Below are 16,499 nucleotides of genomic sequence, written 5' to 3' on the forward strand. Positions count from 1 at the left end.
AACTGCTCGAAACTGTAGGGGCCGCCACTGACAATGCGGTACGCCCGCCCCCTCGGGGCCCCTCGACGTCGCCGCAACCACCCTTGGCCGACGGGGATCGTCCAGCGCGGCTGTCGCGTATTCCTCGAAGTCCGGACTTCCCGGCGTCAGATTCGCATGCACGCCGTGGACTTCGGTCGGACCCGTGCGGAACTCGCGGCGGCGACTGCGGGTGTGCTGATCCCTGTGGTGCGTCACGGGAGAGCGAAGGGACTGCGCGACCGGGGTGGGACCTGGGGGAGACGGCGCGGCCGGCCGTGGCATCCTGTGGGCAGCCGCTGTCGAGGAACTGTGAGGAACCGTGCCACCGAACACCGGACTGGACGTCCGCCCCCTGACGTCTGGGGACCGGGCGGCCTGGGAGCTGTTGTGGCAGGCGTATTTGGACTTCTACGACCATGCCCTCCCGTCCGGTGTCACCGATTTCACGTGGGCTCGCTTCGGTGACCCGGCGGAGCCGATGGTCGCGCTGGGGGCGTGGGCCGACGGCGTGCTGGTCGGCATCTGCCACCATGTCCTGCACCGGTCGACATGGGCTGAGGGTTCCTACTGCTACCTGGAGGACCTGTTCACCGCGCCAGCGGCCCGCGGCACGGGAGTGGGCAGGGCGCTGATCGAAGCGACGGCCGCAGTGGCCCGGGAGGCCGGGGCGGAGAAGCTCTACTGGCAGACGCACGCACGCAATGACACGGCGCGTGCCCTCTACGACCGGGTGGCCCGCCACGAAGGCTTCCTCGTCTACGAGTACCCGCTCAGCTGACTGACGGGGCCCGGCGGCGTCGTGGTCCACCTGTCGGCCGGACAGGGCACTCAGGTGTTGTGGAAATGCAAGAACCGCCGCCCGGTCCGAGTCGGATCACACCCAGGACCTGAACTGCGACGCAGATTGCCCCCGGCCATGAAGGCGGGAGAACAGCCGCCGGCCCGAGCACGCTGCGTTCGCATGCAGCACAGGGGAGGCGTCCGGGTCGGAACGACGCCGGCGGCCCTCGCTCGAGCGCCGTGGCGGCGCGGCGGCGCGGCGCGGAAGGCTTGCCCGGCGGATCCGGGGGACCGTGCGAGTCGTGGCCGCGTCGGCATATCGCCCAGCCGCATGGGAATCACCGCACCGGGCTGTCGGCCGCTGCCGCTGTCGCCGACGGCCGGGAAAACTGCGGAAGGCTTCCTGACCAAGTAGCCCCCGGCAGCCAGGCGCCTCCATCGGCACCCGGCATGGCTCGACCTCGGTGGACCGCCGGTAGGCGGGGCGCAGAGATGCAGGCGGTGTCTCCAGCGCGGCTCCACCAGTGCTCCGACCCGGCAGTCGCCGGGGATACGGCCGCTCCGGGCGGGTGAGATTCCCCAGGCGCTGCAGTCCAGGGGAGCTCATCCGGCGTGACAAAGATTACATCTTTACGCCATTTAGCCTACTTTTGGTGCATTATTTCGTGCGAATCCACGTACACCGGGCTGTTTCCGCGGCCTGAAAATGCCATTCCGGCCGATCGCCACGGGAGAGACATTGGGACGCGCACCCAGCAGAACGGGCAACTGGCGGATCACTTTGCCCATCGCGGGCGGGGCTGTCGTGTTCGGGCTGGGGTGCCTCTACGTCACCGGGCTGGTGGCCGGCGACGACATCGCCGGAGGCACACGGGTGCACTCTGTCGACATCGGCGGGATGAGCAGAGCGGAGGCACAGCGGGTCCTGGACCGAAAGCTCGGCCCGACCTTCGCGGCACCGGTTGCGATGAAGATCGGTGACCGCATCGAGAAGGCCGATCCCCGAGTGCTCGGGCTGTCCCTCGACACCTCCGCGACCGCCGACCGCGCCGCAAGCGCAGGATCCGATCCGATCACCGTGATCGGCAGGCTCTTCACCTCGCACGGCCGTGACGTCGAGCCGGTGATACGCATGGACGAGCAGAGGAGCCGGGCCGCGATCGACCGCATCGGTGAGGCCACCGAGCAGCAGGTCCGCGACGGGGGGATCTCGTTCGAGAACGGCGAAGCGAGGGCCATCGCTCCCGTGGCCGGCGTTGCCGTGATCCCCGACCGGGCCCTGGACGCCATCCGCGACACCTACTCCCGTACGACGGATACCGGCCCCGTTGTGATGCCGGTGAAGCGGACGCAGCCGCGGATCGGCCCGCACGAGACCGAGCGGGCCATGAAAGGGTTCGCCCAGCCCGCGATGTCCGGCCCGGTCACGCTCACCCTTGCCGGGAATCGCATATCCATCGGCCCCGCCGCGCTCGGCAGGCATCTGACGATGAAGCCGGACGGCCACCACCGCCTCGCGCCGGTCCTCGACTCCAAGGGCCTGCTCGCCGACCCCGCTGTCTCTCGCCCGGTTCAGGAAGCCGCCCAGGGCCCTCGGGACGCCGTGCTCCGGCTCGGCGGCGACGACCGCGTGGTGGTGGCGCAGGAGGGTCGCGTGGGGCGGCCGGTCACCGACAAGGCACTCGGCGAGGCCGTCGTACCCCTGCTGACCCGCTCGGGCGCGGCCCGCACCGGCGAGATCGCCGCCGCTGCGGTCCAGCCGCAGCTCACGAGCGCATCGGCACAGCGGCTCGGCATCAAGGAGAAGGTCTCCTCCTTCACCGTCGCGTTCCCGGCCGCGCCCTACCGCAGCACCAACATCGGCCGCGCCGTGGAGCTCATCAACGGCTCGGTGGTCCTCCCGGGACAGGAGTGGAGCTTCAACCGAAGGGTCGGCGAGCGCACGAAGGAGAACGGCTTCGTCGACGGCATCATGATCAACAACGGTCAGTACGTGAAGTCTCCCGGCGGCGGCGTCTCTGCCGTTGCCACCACCATGTTCAACGCCATGTTCTTTGCCGGCGTCAAGCCCGTGGAGTACGGCGCCCACTCCTTCTACATCGAGCGCTACCCCGAAGGCCGCGAGGCCACGGTCGCATGGGGCACCCTCGACCTGCGCTGGACCAACGACTCAGGCCACGCCCTCTACATCCAGGCCGAATCCACCGGCACCTCGGTGACCATCACCTTCCTCGGCACGAAGAAGTACGACGAGATACGTGCGACCCAGGGGCCGCGCACCAACATCAAGCCGCCGGGCACGCGCACGGGCAGCGGCCCGAAGTGCGAGGCCCAGAGCCCGCTCGAAGGGTTCGACGTCGCCGTCGACCGCGTTTTCGTGCAGGACAACCGGGAAGTCAGGCGGGAAGACTTCAAGACCCACTACACGCCTCGTGACAAGGTCACGTGCACCCCGCAGGAACCGGCCCTCGCAGCGGCAGCGGACCGACCGGACACACTGCGCGCGACGGAAGCCAAGGACAGCGCCCGCCTCGGTTGATTCGTACCCGCTGCGTGGCCACCGAGCCGTCCCCCACGGGACGCCCGGCGGTGGCCCGGGGCAGCCGGTCCGTTCCGCTGCCGGCAGCGGAACGGCGGGTGGCCGTGGGAGAGCAACCGGATGCCGATCGGGATCGGTTGCCGCCCCACTGCCGCCCCGACCGACGGGACACCGGATCAGGCAGTACGCCGGGGTCAGACCAACGGAACCGGGTAGGTCGGGTACTCCACCCCGGATACGTGCTGGACGACGCGGATGACCTGGCAGGAGTAGCCGAACTCGTTGTCGTACCAGAGGTAGAGGATCGCGTTGTCGCCGTCGACCTTGGTGGCGCCGGCGTCGACGATCGAGGCGTGGCGCGAGCCGATGAAGTCGCTCGAGACCGCGTCGGGAGCGGTGATGAAGTCGATCTGGCGCTTGAGCGGAGAGTTCAGCGACACGTTGCGGAGGTAGTCGAGGACCTCCTCGCGGGTGGCCTCGCGCCCGAGGCGCAGGCTGAGGATCGCGATCGACACGTCCGGCACCGGGACGCGGATCGAGCTGCCGGTGATCGGCGCCTTGAGGTCGGGCAGCGCCTTGGCGACGGCGGAGGCCGCACCGGTCTCGGTGATGACCATGTTGAGCGGCGCCGAGCGGCCGCGGCGGTCGGAGCTGTGGTAGTTGTCCAGCAGGTTCTGGTCGTTGGTGAACGAGTGGACGGTCTCCACGTGACCGCGCAGGACGCCGTACTCGTCGGCCATCGCCTTCAGCGGCGGGACGATCGCGTTGGTGGTGCAGGACGCGCAGGACAGGATCTGCTCGTCCGGCTTGATCATGTCGTGATTGACGCCGTGGACGATGTTGGGGACGTCGCCCTTGCCCGGCGCGGTCAGGACGACCTTGTCGATGCCGGGGCGGAGATGCTTCGACAGGCCCTCGCGGTCGCGCCACTTACCGGTGTTGTCGATGAGGATGGCGTCCTTGATGCCGTACGCCGTGTAGTCGACCTCCGACGGGTCGCCGGCGTAGATCACCTTGATCTCGTTGCCGTTCGCGAGGATCGTGCTGTTCGCCTCGTCGACGGTGATCGTGCCCTGGAACTGGCCGTGGATGGAGTCGCGGCGCAGCAACGAGGCGCGCTTGACGATGTCCTGGTCGCCGCCCTGGCGGACGACGATGGCGCGCAGCCGCAGGCCGTTGCCGGAGCCGGCCTTCTCGATGAGCAGGCGGGCGACAAGGCGGCCGATGCGGCCGAACCCGTAGAGAACGACGTCGCGCGGCTCACGGCGCTCGGTCTTGTTGGCGCCCGTGGCGCCGGAGACGGCCTCGGCGGTGAACTCCTCCACGGAGAGACCGCGGTCGTCGGCCTTGTACGTCGCGGCGAGCATGCCGATGTCGATCTGGGAGGGGCCGAGATCGAGCCTGGTGAGAGCCTGCAGGAACGGCAGCGTCTCGGTGACCGAGAGTTCCTCACCGGCGATCTGCCGGGCGAATCGGTGGGTCTTGAGGATGCTGACCACCGACTTGTTCACCAAGGAGCGGCTGTGAAGCAGGACCGTGACGTCCCGCTCCCGGTGCATCTTCCCGATGATGGGGATCATCGACTCCGCGATCTCTTCGCGGTTCTTCCAGTTGGTGAACGAGTCGTCGTTGACAGTCACAGTTTATCTTTCGAGCTAGGCGGTGCTCATATGCTAACCCCCCGCCACTTTGATCATTCAAGCGGTACCACTTGAGCGGCAAGTGCCCGGGCTCGGCGGCCCACAGCCGGGCGGCGGCCGAGCGCAGGCCGCGGTCCAGCCGAGCGGCGTTGCCGCTGCCGCTGCCGCTGCCGCTGCCGAGCAGTGCATCGGCCATCGCCGGCGCCGAAGTCGCCGGATGACCCAGTTCTCGCCGGGGCGGGCAGCGGCGCGGATCCCCCTGAGCAGATCGGCGACGTCCGCGCCGACCGGGACACCGTGGGTCCACGGGTGGGGCGTTGAGCACTGACGACCGATCCCTGCCCGATCACCGAGGTGACGATCTGGTGAGCTCAGGGGGCAACTAACCGCGATATCGGGGCAGGAGGAAGTCAGAATCCCAGAGGAGGAGCCTTCATGCCGATCACGTTCCGCAAGTCCTTCCGCATCTTTCCTGGTGTGCGTCTCAACCTGAACCGTAAGTCGATCTCGGTCACCGTCAGTTCGAAGGCCGGAAGCCGCACCTGGTCGACGAACGGCCGGACCACCACCTCCCACAACCTGCCCGGCCCGTTCGGCTACCGCAAGACGGAAACCCGCAAGTGACGGGAGCGGACCCGGAGCACCAGGAAGTACCACCGGTAGGCCGTCCCGGCGACGTCGAGACGACGAGTTCGGCTCGGCGGGCGTGAGGTGGGGTGATGTGCGCCGTGTGCCCCGCCGGGCCGGAAGCCGGCCGGCGACGACCATGAGGTGGTACGGCGCGGCGTGCACGACCTGCTCAACGATGAACCCGACCTCCATGTGATCGGTGAGGCCGGAACCGTCGAGCAAGCGCTTGCCCGCGTGCCGGCGCTATGCCCGGACGTCGCGGTGCTGGACGTACGGCTTCCGGACGGGGACGGCGTCAGCGTCTGCCGCGAGGTCCGATCCCGTATGCCGGAGCCGGCCTGCCGCGCCATCCGCGCGACGTGACCCGGCCACGCAGAGAGATGCTCCTGCGAGCACGCATGCAAGGTGCCGCCCGTCGGTCCGGGTCTTGGAGGTACACCGCCGAGGAGTCCGGCACTGCGGCCGGCACATGGAACCCTTCGACGATGGCTCGATGGCTCGATGGCTCGATGGCTCGATGGCTCGATGGCACTGGCCGCACGAAATATCACTTTCTGTCACTGCTTTGTGGACGCCGGCAGCACAGCAAGGCTGACGGGCTGTGCGTGTGATCGCGTCCGGGTGCCCGTGCTTTACGTACCGTTGACCTTGATGAGTGGGGTGATGCCGTGGCGGCGGAGAAAGAACCGGCAAAACCGGGAAGCGAACGGCTTACGCACCTGCGGCTTACCCTGGACGACCAGCTTCCGGAGGCCACCGCAGCACATCTGCGTGCCCTGGCCAGGTCGAAGGACCGGCTGCAGGGGCTGCTGGACGCGGTGGTGGTCATCGGAAGCGAGCTGGACCTGCCCACGGTCCTGCACCGCATCATCACCACCGCCATGGACCTGGTGGGTGCCCGTTACGGCGCACTGGGCGTGCTGCACGAGTCCGGTGATCATCTGGAGCAATTCATCACCGCCGGATTGTCGGACGAGGAACGCGCCGCACTTGCCGGAAGTGACTTCCCGCTCGGACGCGGCGTACTGGGACAGCTGATCCACCATCCCGAGCCGCTGCGCGTGAACGACATTCCCTCCCACCCTGCCTCGGTCGGCTTCCCGGCCGGCCACCCGCCGATGCGGACCCTGCTGGGGCTGGCGATCAGCGTCCGCGGCGAGATCTACGGCGACTTGTACTTGTCCGAGCGGCACGATGGGAAGCCGTTCGACCAGGCCGACGAGGAAATCGTGCGTGCCCTCGCCGTCGCGGCCGGGATCGCGATCGACAACGCCCGCCTGTTCGGGCACGTGCGCGACAGTGCCGAGCAGTTCCAGCGGCTGCTGCTGCCGGCCCTGCCGGACCTGACCCCGTTCACCGGTGCCGCGGTCTACCGGCCCGCTGCCCAGCCGGCGAGTGTCGGCGGCGACTGGTACGACGCCGTCGTTCTGCCCGACGGTGCCTGCGCCGCCGTGATCGGCGACGTGGTGGGGCACGACCTTCATGCAGCTGCCGCCATGGCCCAGGTCCGCAACATGCTCCGCGCCCTGCTCTACGACCGCAGGACACCGCCGAGCGAAGTGCTGGCCCAGCTCGACAACACCGTGCACGCCATCACCGACCTGCCGGTGACCACCGTCTGCCTCGCTCGCATCGAACCCGCAGCCGAAGGCTGGACACTCCGCTGGAGCACCGCCGGCCACCTGCCGCCCCTCCTGCTCTCACCCGGCCGCCATCCCGAGTTCCTGTACGCCGAACCCGGTATCCCGCTCGGTGTCGACCCAGCCGCCCCCCGCCCCGACCACACTCATCCGCTGCCCGTCGGCGCCACTGTGCTGTTCTTCACCGACGGCCTCATCGAGCACCCGGACCATCCCATCGACGACCGGCTGGCCGCCCTCGCCGACCTGACCGGAGCACACGCCGCCCTGCCCCTTGACGACCTCGTCCGCACCCTGGCCGACCAGCACCCGAGCGACGGTCACGACGACATGGCCCTCCTCGCCCTGCGTACCCCCACCAAGGACGTCAGAACGGACACAGCGGCGCCGCCGAAGCCCCGGAGCTGAAGACCCGGCGCCCCTCGCACGGCTCCGACGAGGGGCCCGTAGTCGTTGCAGTGCTCGCTTCGCCTTCGGGGCAGCCGGCGTCTTGTCCGCCCCGGCTTTCCCGGCAGGTGCACCGTCCTGGGGCCACGCCGCGGCAGATGCCGCTCAGGTGCTTGCGCGCTCCTGAGGGCGTGAGCTGTCCGACCACGGCTCGGAGTAGCTCTTCCTTGCGCTCACCGCGGCAACCCGAAGGGGGGCGCGCCGGTACGGGTGGCGGCGGGCTCACCAGAGCTGGACGTCGGCCGATCCCCGTGTCCCTGGGGCGGTCCGTACCGAGGCGGTCCGGGTCCGCCGGTCCGGGAGCAGCGGTACCGCAGCCTGCCGCGAGATGCTGCTCGGCCTCCTCGAAAACACCGCCCCGGCCTGTGGCTCACCCGAGCGAACGTAACCACGGCCCCCGCATGCCGGGATGGCCGTCGCAGCGGGCACTGAGCAGGCTGGGCCCTTCCCGCTGCCCCGTGAGTGTCCGAGCTGCTGGGGCGGTGAGCCGACGTGGACGGCCCACCGCCTTCCTATCCATACGGGACGACCCGTATGGTTATGATTGTGACGCTTCCCCATGCCCCTCGTGGGCGTCCCCGAGACAGTCGTGCTCATCAGGCGATCCTGACCGCCACGGCCGAGTTGCTGGCCGAAGTCGGCTACGCGGCCACTTCCATCGGTGCCGTGGCCGCTCTGGCCGGCGTCGGCAAGGACACCATCTACCGCCGGTGGTCCGGCAAGGCCGAGTTGGTGTACGAGGCGGTGTTCACCCGGGCCGAGGCGGCGCCAGTGCCGGACACCGGCAGCCTGACCGGAGACCTGACGTCGCTACTGGACGCCCTGATCCAGGAGTTCACCGCCTCGGCCGCCGCTGCCGCCCTGCCAGGTCTGCTGGCCGACTTCGCCGCCGACCCGGACCTGCAGAGCCGTATTCGGTCGCGCTTTCTGGCCCCGGCCAAGGCCGGGTTGGTCGAGCTGTTCGCGCGAGCCGTCCAGCGAGGAGAAGCCGACCCCGGCGTCCCCGTCGACCTCGTCCTGGACACGCTGGCCGGGGCGGTGTTCTTCCATGTCGGGCTCGTCGGCGAACCTGCGGGGCCGCAGCTCGCCACTCAACTGGCTGCCATCGTCGGCCAAGGAATCGAGGCACGATGAACGGCTGGTTCCTGACCGCCGGCATTACCGCTGCCGTGGTCGCCGCGATCCATCTCATCGCGGGCGGACGCGACGTCGTCCGGCCCCTGCTGGCCGGCAATGTCCCCGACGAGCCACGCCGCGTCCTGCACGCTGTCTGGCACATGGTGACAGCCGACCTGTTCCTGGCCGCCGCTGTGCTGATCTGGCTGTCCCTGTCCGACCATCCAGGCAGCGACGCCATCGCCTGGCTGCTCGCCGTCCACTTTGCCGTCTACTCGGCCGTGTTCCTGATGGTGTCACTGGCGGCCGACTGGTCCAAGCCGCTGCTGCGGTTGCCGCAGTGGATACTGCTCCTGCCGGTGGCGGGGCTCGCGGCGGTCGGCACGGTGTGAACACCGAGCAACTGGATGACTTGGTGAGAGGGCTCCACCCCCGTCATGCCGGAAGCGGGCGGGCACTTGCCCGCGGCCAACTGCGGACGGCGGGCACCCGGTGCGCGGAGCGCCCGCTCCAGGATGGGTGCAACGACGGATTCGGCTTCGGTGCGAGCGGCGCCCGCATCGGCGGGAGGCTGTCTCGGTGTCGGCCGGGTCCGGCATCCGGTCGGTCCGGAAAGGATCCTGTCGAGGTGATGGACGACCCACCGCGACTTCTCCGCCCGCCGGGGGCCCGGGGCGGGCGGTCGCGGTGGGTGGCCGGTTACCGCCACTCTCGCAATCAGGCGAGTGGACTGATGGTTGCGAGGGGCGGTTCTTCGACGCAGGCGTTCGGCGCGATTCAGGATGGTCTCACAGCCGTCGGCCTCACTAGCATGACGCTTTGTGGCTACGCCGTTACCCGGGCCCAGTGCGGTCCGCACCGCTGTGGAGTTCGTCGCTTTGCTGCGCGCGGTGAAGACCCGGTCAGGCCTCTCCTACCGGGACTTGGAGCGCAAGGCCAGGAAGGTGGGCGAGAGCCTGCCGGTGAGCACCGCCGCGAGCGCGCTCAACCGGGCCTCGTTGCCGAGTGAGGAACTGGTCGTGGCGCTGGTCCGGGCATGCGGTGGTGACGCCGCCACGGTGAAGGAATGGGCTGAGGCGCGCTGCGTCTTGGCACTGCGAGACGATTCCGCGTCCTTGCCGGGACTGTCCGGGCAGGTTCCGGATCGGGCGGATCACCTCATCGAGTTGGGTCACGAGGATCAGGGCGGGACGATCGGACGGCAGCTCGCCCCTCGTCTGCTTCCGGGGAATCCTTCGTTGTTCGTCGGCCGGGAACATGAGCTGAGCCAGGCCTGTCGGCTGCTCGATCAGGAAGTGTCCGGGCCGGTGACCCTGTTGGTCACCGGCCCTGCCGGTGTGGGTAAGACGGCCTTCGCCGTGCGTACCGGACATCTTGTGGCTTCCCGCTTCCCGGACGGCCAGCTCTATGTGGACCTGCGGGGATTCGGCGACGAGCCGGCCGAGCCGTTCACGGTTCTGGGGACATTCCTTCGCGCGCTCGGCGTACGCGGTGGGGCCGTCCCCCCGGAGCTGATCGGCCGGATCCATCTCTACCGCACCCTCCTTGCCCAGCGGCAGGTGCTCGTCGTCCTGGACAATGCGGCCGATGCCCAGCAGGTGAGGGACCTCCTGCCCAACGGCGCGCGCTGCGCAGCCGTCGTTACCAGCAGAACCATGCTGGCGGAGCTGAGCGGTCACCGACTTCCCCTGGGTGTTCTGGACTCCGCGACAGGGATCGCCCTGCTGCGCGAGATGCTGGGGTCGGAGCGGACCGCCGCAGAGTCCGACTGGGCCCGCTCCATCGTGGACACCTGCGACGGACTTCCCCTCGCGGTGTGGGTTGCCGGGGCACGCCTGGCCGCACGACCGCACTGGCCACTGGCCAAAGTCGCCCGCGCGCTCGCCGACGAGCAGCGCAAGCTGGACGAGTTGGCCGTCGGCCACATCGCCGTACGGGCCAGCCTCGAACTCACCTACCACGGGATGGCCGCCACCGCGCGGCACGCGCTGCGGATGCTCGCGCTGCTCCCTGGACCCGACTTCGGCGCCTGGGCCCTGGCCGCGCTGCTGGACGTAGGCCTGTCCGAGGCGGAGAACCTGCTCGATGACCTGATCGAGGTACATCTCGTGGGGGTCGGTTCGGTCGGCGGCACCGAGTTTCGCTACCAGTTGCACGACCTCGTGCGGTTGCTCGGCCGGGAGCGAGCCGGGAAGGAGGTCGATCGACAGGACCGGACTGCCGCGCTCACCCGGCTGCTCGGCGCGAGCCTGCACCTCGCCGACCTCGCTGCGGACACGCTCAGCGTCGACTTCCAAGGCATCTCGCAGGCCGACCTCGCGGCCTGGCGGCTCTCCACAACGGACACCGAACAGTTGTTGGTCGACCCGCTGGCCTGGTTCAACGAGGAACGTCAGTTCCTCATCGACGTGGCGAACCAGGCACTTGACAGAACAGAGGTCGCACCGGCGGCCGGGCTGGCCACAGCGCTGACGACACTGTTCCAGGTCGGCAGCCACTTCGACGACTGGGAGCGGCTTCAGGACCGGGCGCTCAAAGCGGCGCTGCACGTGGGAGACATGCGTAGCGCCTCCCAGCTTCATCGGTGTCTCGGCGAGCTCACCACCATCCTCGACCGGTACCCGGAGGCGCTGGGCCACTTCGAGCAGGCGCTGCTTTTCGCAGAGGGGCAGGGACCGACCTACCGGGCCAGTGCCACGGCAGGGCTGGCGTACGTGCACCGGTTGCTCGGCCAGTACTCCTTGGCCGTGCGCCACTTCGAACAGGCCGCCGAGCTGGCCCGAGCTGCAGGAAACGTCAACTGCCTCGTCTACGCGACCAACGGCGTCGGTGTCATCGGCCTTGAGCAGGGCCGTGTCGAGGCGGCCATGGAGCGCTTCACGGAATGTCTGCGGTTGAGCCGGGGCGAGGGCTACCGGCCCGGCGAGGCCCAGGCCCTGCGATGCCTGGGACAGAGCCACCGCGCACTCGGTGCCCATCAGCCCGCCGCCGAAGCCTTCCGGCTGGCCGCCTCCATCAGTGAGGACCTCGGCGACCGGCTCAGCGCCACCCACGCGACCTGCTGGCTCGGTGACGTCCTGGTGCGACAGGGCGCGCATCTGGAGGGGCGCCGATTGCTGGCCCGAAGCCTTTGGTCCTACCGCGAATTCGGCAACCAGTGGGGGGAGGCGGCGACGCTGTACGCGCTGGCGGAGGCGCAACTGGCAGTCGGACGTCCGGCCCCGGCTCTTCGCCGTGCTGAAGCCGCGGTGACGCTGTGGCGGCAGATCGGCGCCCGCACCTGGCTGGCGGTCGGCCTGGACACCCTGGCAAAGGCACATGAACTGGCCGGCGATCAGGCGGCCGCCACCCGGGCCCAGAACGAGGCCATCAAGGCGCGCACAGCCTGGGACGGCGGCTCTTGAACGTTCGTCCTCTTCGGGACGGTACCTCTCGTGGCGGTGTCCCAGGGGCCCGTACCGGGAGCGGCCCCGTCCCCGCTCCGGCGTTCGTGGGCCGGGGCAGGGACGGGTGAACGGCTTCACCGTGCGCTGATGGCCGCTGTCCGTGCGCCGGCTCCCTGGCGGACCCGGCACAGGACCACCGCGGTGAGAAGGTCGAACGGGACTGGTCCGGTATGGCGCGAATCGTAACTGGCCTCGGGGTTGTCCCCCAGAACGAACACATGCCGGGCGGGTACCACACCCGGGGCGGAGGAAGGGCCCGGCACCCGGTCGCCTGGAAGAGCGGCAACACGTTTGATCAGACAGGTGGGGACGAGGATGCCAGGGGGGAAGCCATCGGCGGTGTCCAGGTCGGGAGCCGCTCGCATCCGGATCGCGACGGCTGACCCCCGGCGCACCAGGCGTGCCGGCACTTTGACGGCCAGCAGCCGGTCACCTTCGCGGTAGGTGGGCAGCATGCTGGAGCCGGTGACGTCGAGCAGTGTGCAGTGACGGCGGAGAAAGTGCGGCGTCGCCACGGCGAGGGCCGCGACGGTGGTGGCGGACATGGTCACCGCGTGGATGAGACGTTTGTCCGCCGGCTGTTTCATGAGCCGTGGCGGGGAAGGGAAAGGGCGTGGACCGCGTCTTCACCGCCGTCCCCGGTGCCGTCGTGCGGCTCGCGGTAGCCACGGGACTGCAGGGTGAACAGCCGGTGGTACGTGCCGCCATGCCCCAGGAGCTGCTGGTGGTCACCGAGTTCGGTGATACGTCCGCCTTCCAGTACGGCGATGGTGTCGGCGTCCTTGACCGCACCCAGACGGTGTGAGATCAGCACGCTGGTACGTCCGGCTCGGCGGGCCCGCAGCCGCGTGTGGATCTCGTACTCGGCATCCGCGTCCAGACCCGAACTGGGTTCATCGAGGATCAGCAGGTCGGCGTCCGAGCGGAGGAACGACCGTGCGAGGCCCATCCGTTGCCACTGCCCACCGGACAACTCTGCCCCGGCACCGTTCTCGTCCTCATCCCGGAACGTACGGCTGAGCAGGGTTGCGTAGCCGTGCGACAGACGCGAGATCTCCTCGTGCAGACCGGCCAGCCGAGCCGCTTCTTCGCACCGGTGGGTCGTGTCGAGGGCGCTCGGGTCCCCGACGCCGATGTTCTCTCGGGCGGTGAGTTCGTAGCGCATCGGATCCTGGAATGTGGCCGCGATGCGCCGGCGGAGTTCCGCGGGCGGGATGTCGCGAAGGTCGGTGCCGTCCCACAGGACGCGGCCGCGGGTGGGATCGTAGAACCGACACAGCAGCTTCACCAAGGTCGACTTACCGGAACCGTTGATCCCTACGAGAGCCAGTGCCTTCCCGGCTTCTATCCGCAGGTCGACGCCTCGCAGGACCCAGGGCATTCCTTCCTCGTAGCGGAACCAGACGTCCTGGAACTCGACGGCGTCGCGCAGGGGCGGGGCCGGGCTCGCGTGAGGGGGAGTGGGGAGATCGGGACCGAGTCCGACCACGCCCATGTAGTGGCGGAACATCATGAGTGAGTGATGCGCCTGCCCCGTCTCGCTGGCGAGCCCGCCGATGCCGCTCTGGACAGCGGGGACAGCGGTCAGGAGCAGAGAGACGTCGCCGACCGTCATAGTGCCTCGTGCGGCGGAGCGGACCGCCCACAGCAGTGCGGCTCCGGCGAGGACAGCAGCGGCGATCTGCAAGGAGGACTGCACGCGCAGTTCCCTGCGGTCCATCAACTCCCGTAGGGCATCGGCCTTGCGACGCTCGGACAGGAGCCGCTCCCGCAGGAGGCTCCCGATGCCGTAGAGCCGGATCTCCTTCGCGGCCTCCACGCTCGACAACAGTGTCGCGTAGAAGATTTCCCGACGCTCGGTCGGGCTGATCTCCCAGAAGGTGGCAGCTCGTTGGCGGCTGAGCATGACCTCCGCCCAGAGCACGGGGATGCCGGAGAGCGAGACGATGACGGCCAGCCCCGGATGGAGCACCGCGAGGGAACCTATGAAGCCGACGAGGAGCACGGCGCTGCGGACGATGCCCGCCGCCCCCTGCACCACCTGGAACGGAGCCAGCCCCCCGGCATGCTGCGCCAGCCTCAGCTGGTCCAGGAACTCGGGGTCCTCGAAACGGCGCAGTCCCACGAAGGTGTCGACCGAGGAATGCAGCCGCTCCTGGACGAGCAGACTGGTCGCACGTGTCATCCTGCCCTGGAGGTAGCCGGTGAGCTGAGGAGCGAAAGCCATCACCGCACCGGTGACGGCCAGGGAGAAGGCAGGGGCGGAGACCTGTCGCACGCCGGCGCCTTCGGCGAGCCCGTCCAGGATGTCCTTGACCCGCCAGGTGACCACAACGGGCGCTGCGGCGGAAACCAGGGTCACCGCCAGATGACCGATCAGTGCCCAGGGATTGGCGCGGACGGCGACACCGAGGGCCAGCCTCACCGCGCGGGCGAACGGCTGAGGACCGGGCGGGGAGGTGGCCCCCCGGGCGGGGCTCATGCCGACCGGACCGGCAGGGCGGCGAGGACCGCGTCCCCCACAGCGGCGACGGTGGGAGGCTCCCCGTGCGGAGCCGATACGGCGAACTGGGAGGGGAAGGCCCGGACTCCGAACGCGGTCGTACAAGGGTCCTGGGGACTTTCCCGTACCACCCGCGCGACGACCGCGAGCTGTTCGGCCATCTCCAGTGCCTCCGTCTCATCGTGTGCTCCGCCACTCGGCGACACCACAACGGCGATCACCTGGCGGCGGCCTTGGAGAGGGGCGGCGTTCTCGACGAAGTCGGGCAGTTTGTCCCGGCACGGTTGGCAGCCTGTCGTGAAGAACGCGACCACCGCACCGTCGGCAAGATCCCTCTCCGTGAGCCGTGCGCCCTCGGCACACTGGGTGCTGAAGGGTGCCACGGCCGCCCCGACGGAGATACCGCCTTCCTCGGTGAGGGCGGGGGACGAGGCAGGACGGTCACGGAGCCGGCGAAGAACGGCGAGTGTCAGCATCAGGTCCACTGCGCACAGGGCGGCGACGGCCACGAGGGCTATGGCCAGATAGACCATGGGAGCCTCTTCCGGGTTGGAGGGTCAGAGATTCACGTGGGCCGGGGAGACGGGATGGGGCCGTCGTCGCAGCAGGGCTGCCAACTCGTCCCCGACCACCAGGACGAGAGCGACCGTGAAGCCGCACAGCCAGGCAGCGAAATGGGCTTGCCAAGACAGGTGTCCGGTGTGTGCCGTGCCCGGGAGCGCCGCGGTCGCGGCCGCGATCAGCAAGGCGTTGCGCAGGAGTTGGACCCGCCCCAGTGGGCCGGCCGAAGTGCCGAAGCACCGGCAGGACACCGTTTCCCCACCGCGCCGGGCACGGACGATCGCGAAGGTGAACGAGCACAGCAGACCGATCGCGGCCGGCAGACCGATCGACCTCGGCAGACTGACGCCGGGCGGCCACGGAACGGCCAGGAGAACCACGATCACCGCCTCCGCGGAGACGATCCCGGCCGCCAGGGCACCCGCCCGAGCGGCGGGTACACGGCCCAGTGTCACGACGGCTTCCCTGAACGCGGCGAACGACGTCGCGCTGCGGGCCTTTCCGAAGACAGCGGTTCCGAAGACGAGAACGAGCAAGGCTTGGCATGTTGCCGAGACGAATTCCACAGGATCTCCCGGGGAAGGACCGTGGTCCGGCCTCGGCGAGGCCGGACCACGGCGCCGTGTGTGCTGGGTGCCCGAGCGGAGCGGGCCTCTCGCAGCCGCAGCGGATGTTGCGTCCGGTGCGTACGGAGCACTGGAATCGCATGTGCCTCGAGGCTGCGTAGGGACGGCGGCTGCCTTCAGCTCCGCCCGGGCTCATGTGGCCGGGCGGTCCGGCACGTTCACGAGCAGCCGCAGTACAGGAACTCGCGCCTGTTCAGGTTGCAGGACCAGACACGCTGCGTGTAGTTGCTGTAGTTCGCACACCTGCCGTTGATGCACCGGGGGATCCAGTAACCGGTGCACGCACTCGCTGTCTCCTGCGGCACCAGGCGTTCCAGCATGCGGTCAGCGAACCCGCGCATGATCTTCATCTCGTGGTGTCCCTTCCGTCGGATCCTTCATTGGCGATTGCGCCGGGGCGCCGGACCGCACCTGCCGCTGGCCCGCCCATGACGAATCTGAGGTGCGCCCCACCCGTTCCGCCGGCCAAAAGTCTGGTGCGGCCGGGCAATAGCGAGTCTTCGACGAGAGGCGGCCGGGGACAACAGCCGGAGGTGTTCGGGACTGTGCG

General features: G+C 69.3%; 13 protein-coding genes and 1 pseudogene. 8 read left to right on the top strand and 6 right to left on the bottom strand.

Annotation, left to right across the window (positions count from 1 at the left end; translation table 11 throughout):
• The first annotated feature begins 340 nt into the window (after positions 1 to 340).
• Positions 341 to 799, top strand: a complete 459-nt coding sequence (locus tag ACFYWI_RS30000) for a GNAT family N-acetyltransferase (protein ID WP_389238501.1) — start codon at positions 341 to 343, stop codon at positions 797 to 799.
• A gap of 708 nt (positions 800 to 1,507) precedes the next feature.
• A complete protein-coding gene (locus tag ACFYWI_RS30005; RefSeq protein ID WP_389238503.1) occupies positions 1,508 to 3,340 on the top strand; it encodes a VanW family protein in 1,833 nt (610 codons plus the stop codon).
• Positions 3,341 to 3,534: 194 nt separating this feature from the next.
• Here ACFYWI_RS30005 and ACFYWI_RS30010 read toward each other — a convergent pair whose 3' ends face one another.
• Entirely contained in the window at positions 3,535 to 4,980 is a 1,446-nt protein-coding gene (locus ACFYWI_RS30010; RefSeq protein WP_389238505.1) for a glyceraldehyde-3-phosphate dehydrogenase, read from the bottom strand.
• Between the two features lie 435 nt (positions 4,981 to 5,415).
• Between ACFYWI_RS30010 and ACFYWI_RS30015 the strand changes: the two genes are divergently transcribed.
• The 6 genes and pseudogenes from ACFYWI_RS30015 (at position 5,416) to ACFYWI_RS30040 (ending at position 12,217) form a co-directional block, all read left to right on the top strand.
• Entirely contained in the window at positions 5,416 to 5,604 is a 189-nt protein-coding gene (locus ACFYWI_RS30015) for a DUF4236 domain-containing protein (protein ID WP_389238507.1), read from the top strand.
• Positions 5,605 to 5,751: 147 nt separating this feature from the next.
• Positions 5,752 to 5,952, top strand: a pseudogene (locus ACFYWI_RS30020) (response regulator transcription factor); the annotation flags it as partial.
• A 326-nt stretch (positions 5,953 to 6,278) separates the two neighbouring features.
• The gene (locus ACFYWI_RS30025; RefSeq protein ID WP_389238509.1) at positions 6,279 to 7,658 is read left to right on the top strand and encodes a PP2C family protein-serine/threonine phosphatase; all 1,380 of its coding nucleotides are present in this window, start codon (positions 6,279 to 6,281) and stop codon (positions 7,656 to 7,658) included.
• A gap of 579 nt (positions 7,659 to 8,237) precedes the next feature.
• Positions 8,238 to 8,831, top strand: coding sequence for a TetR/AcrR family transcriptional regulator (locus ACFYWI_RS30030; RefSeq protein WP_389238566.1), 594 nt, complete (start codon positions 8,238 to 8,240; stop codon positions 8,829 to 8,831).
• Positions 8,828 to 9,205 (top strand): hypothetical protein, encoded by a 378-nt coding sequence (locus tag ACFYWI_RS30035; protein WP_389238511.1) that lies wholly within the window; start codon positions 8,828 to 8,830, stop codon positions 9,203 to 9,205. The genes ACFYWI_RS30030 and ACFYWI_RS30035 overlap by 4 nt, the downstream gene beginning before the upstream one ends.
• 429 nt (positions 9,206 to 9,634) lie before the next feature.
• The gene (locus tag ACFYWI_RS30040) at positions 9,635 to 12,217 is read left to right on the top strand and encodes an ATP-binding protein (RefSeq protein WP_389238513.1); all 2,583 of its coding nucleotides are present in this window, start codon (positions 9,635 to 9,637) and stop codon (positions 12,215 to 12,217) included.
• Between the two features lie 116 nt (positions 12,218 to 12,333).
• On the opposite strand, the gene ACFYWI_RS30045 is transcribed toward ACFYWI_RS30040, so the two are convergent.
• From ACFYWI_RS30045 to ACFYWI_RS30065, 5 genes are all read right to left on the bottom strand, one after another.
• Positions 12,334 to 12,804 carry a S26 family signal peptidase gene (locus tag ACFYWI_RS30045; RefSeq protein WP_389238568.1) on the bottom strand — a complete coding sequence of 157 codons (471 nt, stop codon included), beginning with the start codon at positions 12,802 to 12,804 and terminating at the stop codon, positions 12,334 to 12,336.
• A 38-nt stretch (positions 12,805 to 12,842) separates the two neighbouring features.
• Positions 12,843 to 14,741: an ABC transporter ATP-binding protein gene (locus ACFYWI_RS30050; protein ID WP_389238515.1), complete on the bottom strand. Its 1,899-nt coding sequence runs from the start codon at positions 14,739 to 14,741 to the stop codon at positions 12,843 to 12,845.
• A complete protein-coding gene (locus ACFYWI_RS30055; protein WP_389238517.1) occupies positions 14,738 to 15,295 on the bottom strand; it encodes a hypothetical protein in 558 nt (185 codons plus the stop codon). The genes ACFYWI_RS30050 and ACFYWI_RS30055 overlap by 4 nt, the downstream gene beginning before the upstream one ends.
• A 24-nt stretch (positions 15,296 to 15,319) precedes the next feature.
• Positions 15,320 to 15,889 (bottom strand): MauE/DoxX family redox-associated membrane protein, encoded by a 570-nt coding sequence (locus ACFYWI_RS30060; protein WP_389238519.1) that lies wholly within the window; start codon positions 15,887 to 15,889, stop codon positions 15,320 to 15,322.
• A 218-nt stretch (positions 15,890 to 16,107) separates the two neighbouring features.
• Positions 16,108 to 16,290 carry a hypothetical protein gene (locus tag ACFYWI_RS30065; RefSeq protein ID WP_389238521.1) on the bottom strand — a complete coding sequence of 61 codons (183 nt, stop codon included), beginning with the start codon at positions 16,288 to 16,290 and terminating at the stop codon, positions 16,108 to 16,110.
• Positions 16,291 to 16,499 lie beyond the last annotated feature (209 nt).

The organism is Streptomyces sp. NPDC002889 (genome assembly GCF_042888425.1).
GTDB lineage: Bacteria > Actinomycetota > Actinomycetes > Streptomycetales > Streptomycetaceae > Streptomyces.

Excerpts from the sequence above, each read along its gene's own strand:
- ACFYWI_RS30005 (WP_389238503.1), top strand. The coding sequence starts at position 1,508 with ATGCCATTCCGGCCGATCGCCACGGGAGAGACATTGGGACGCGCACCC.
- ACFYWI_RS30015 (WP_389238507.1), top strand. The coding sequence starts at position 5,416 with ATGCCGATCACGTTCCGCAAGTCCTTCCGCATCTTTCCTGGTGTGCGT.
- ACFYWI_RS30030 (WP_389238566.1), top strand. The coding sequence starts at position 8,238 with ATGATTGTGACGCTTCCCCATGCCCCTCGTGGGCGTCCCCGAGACAGT.
- ACFYWI_RS30035 (WP_389238511.1), top strand. The coding sequence starts at position 8,828 with ATGAACGGCTGGTTCCTGACCGCCGGCATTACCGCTGCCGTGGTCGCC.
- ACFYWI_RS30045 (WP_389238568.1), bottom strand. The coding sequence starts at position 12,804 with ATGTCCGCCACCACCGTCGCGGCCCTCGCCGTGGCGACGCCGCACTTT.
- ACFYWI_RS30050 (WP_389238515.1), bottom strand. The coding sequence starts at position 14,741 with ATGAGCCCCGCCCGGGGGGCCACCTCCCCGCCCGGTCCTCAGCCGTTC.
- ACFYWI_RS30055 (WP_389238517.1), bottom strand. The coding sequence starts at position 15,295 with ATGGTCTATCTGGCCATAGCCCTCGTGGCCGTCGCCGCCCTGTGCGCA.
- ACFYWI_RS30065 (WP_389238521.1), bottom strand. The coding sequence starts at position 16,290 with ATGCGCGGGTTCGCTGACCGCATGCTGGAACGCCTGGTGCCGCAGGAG.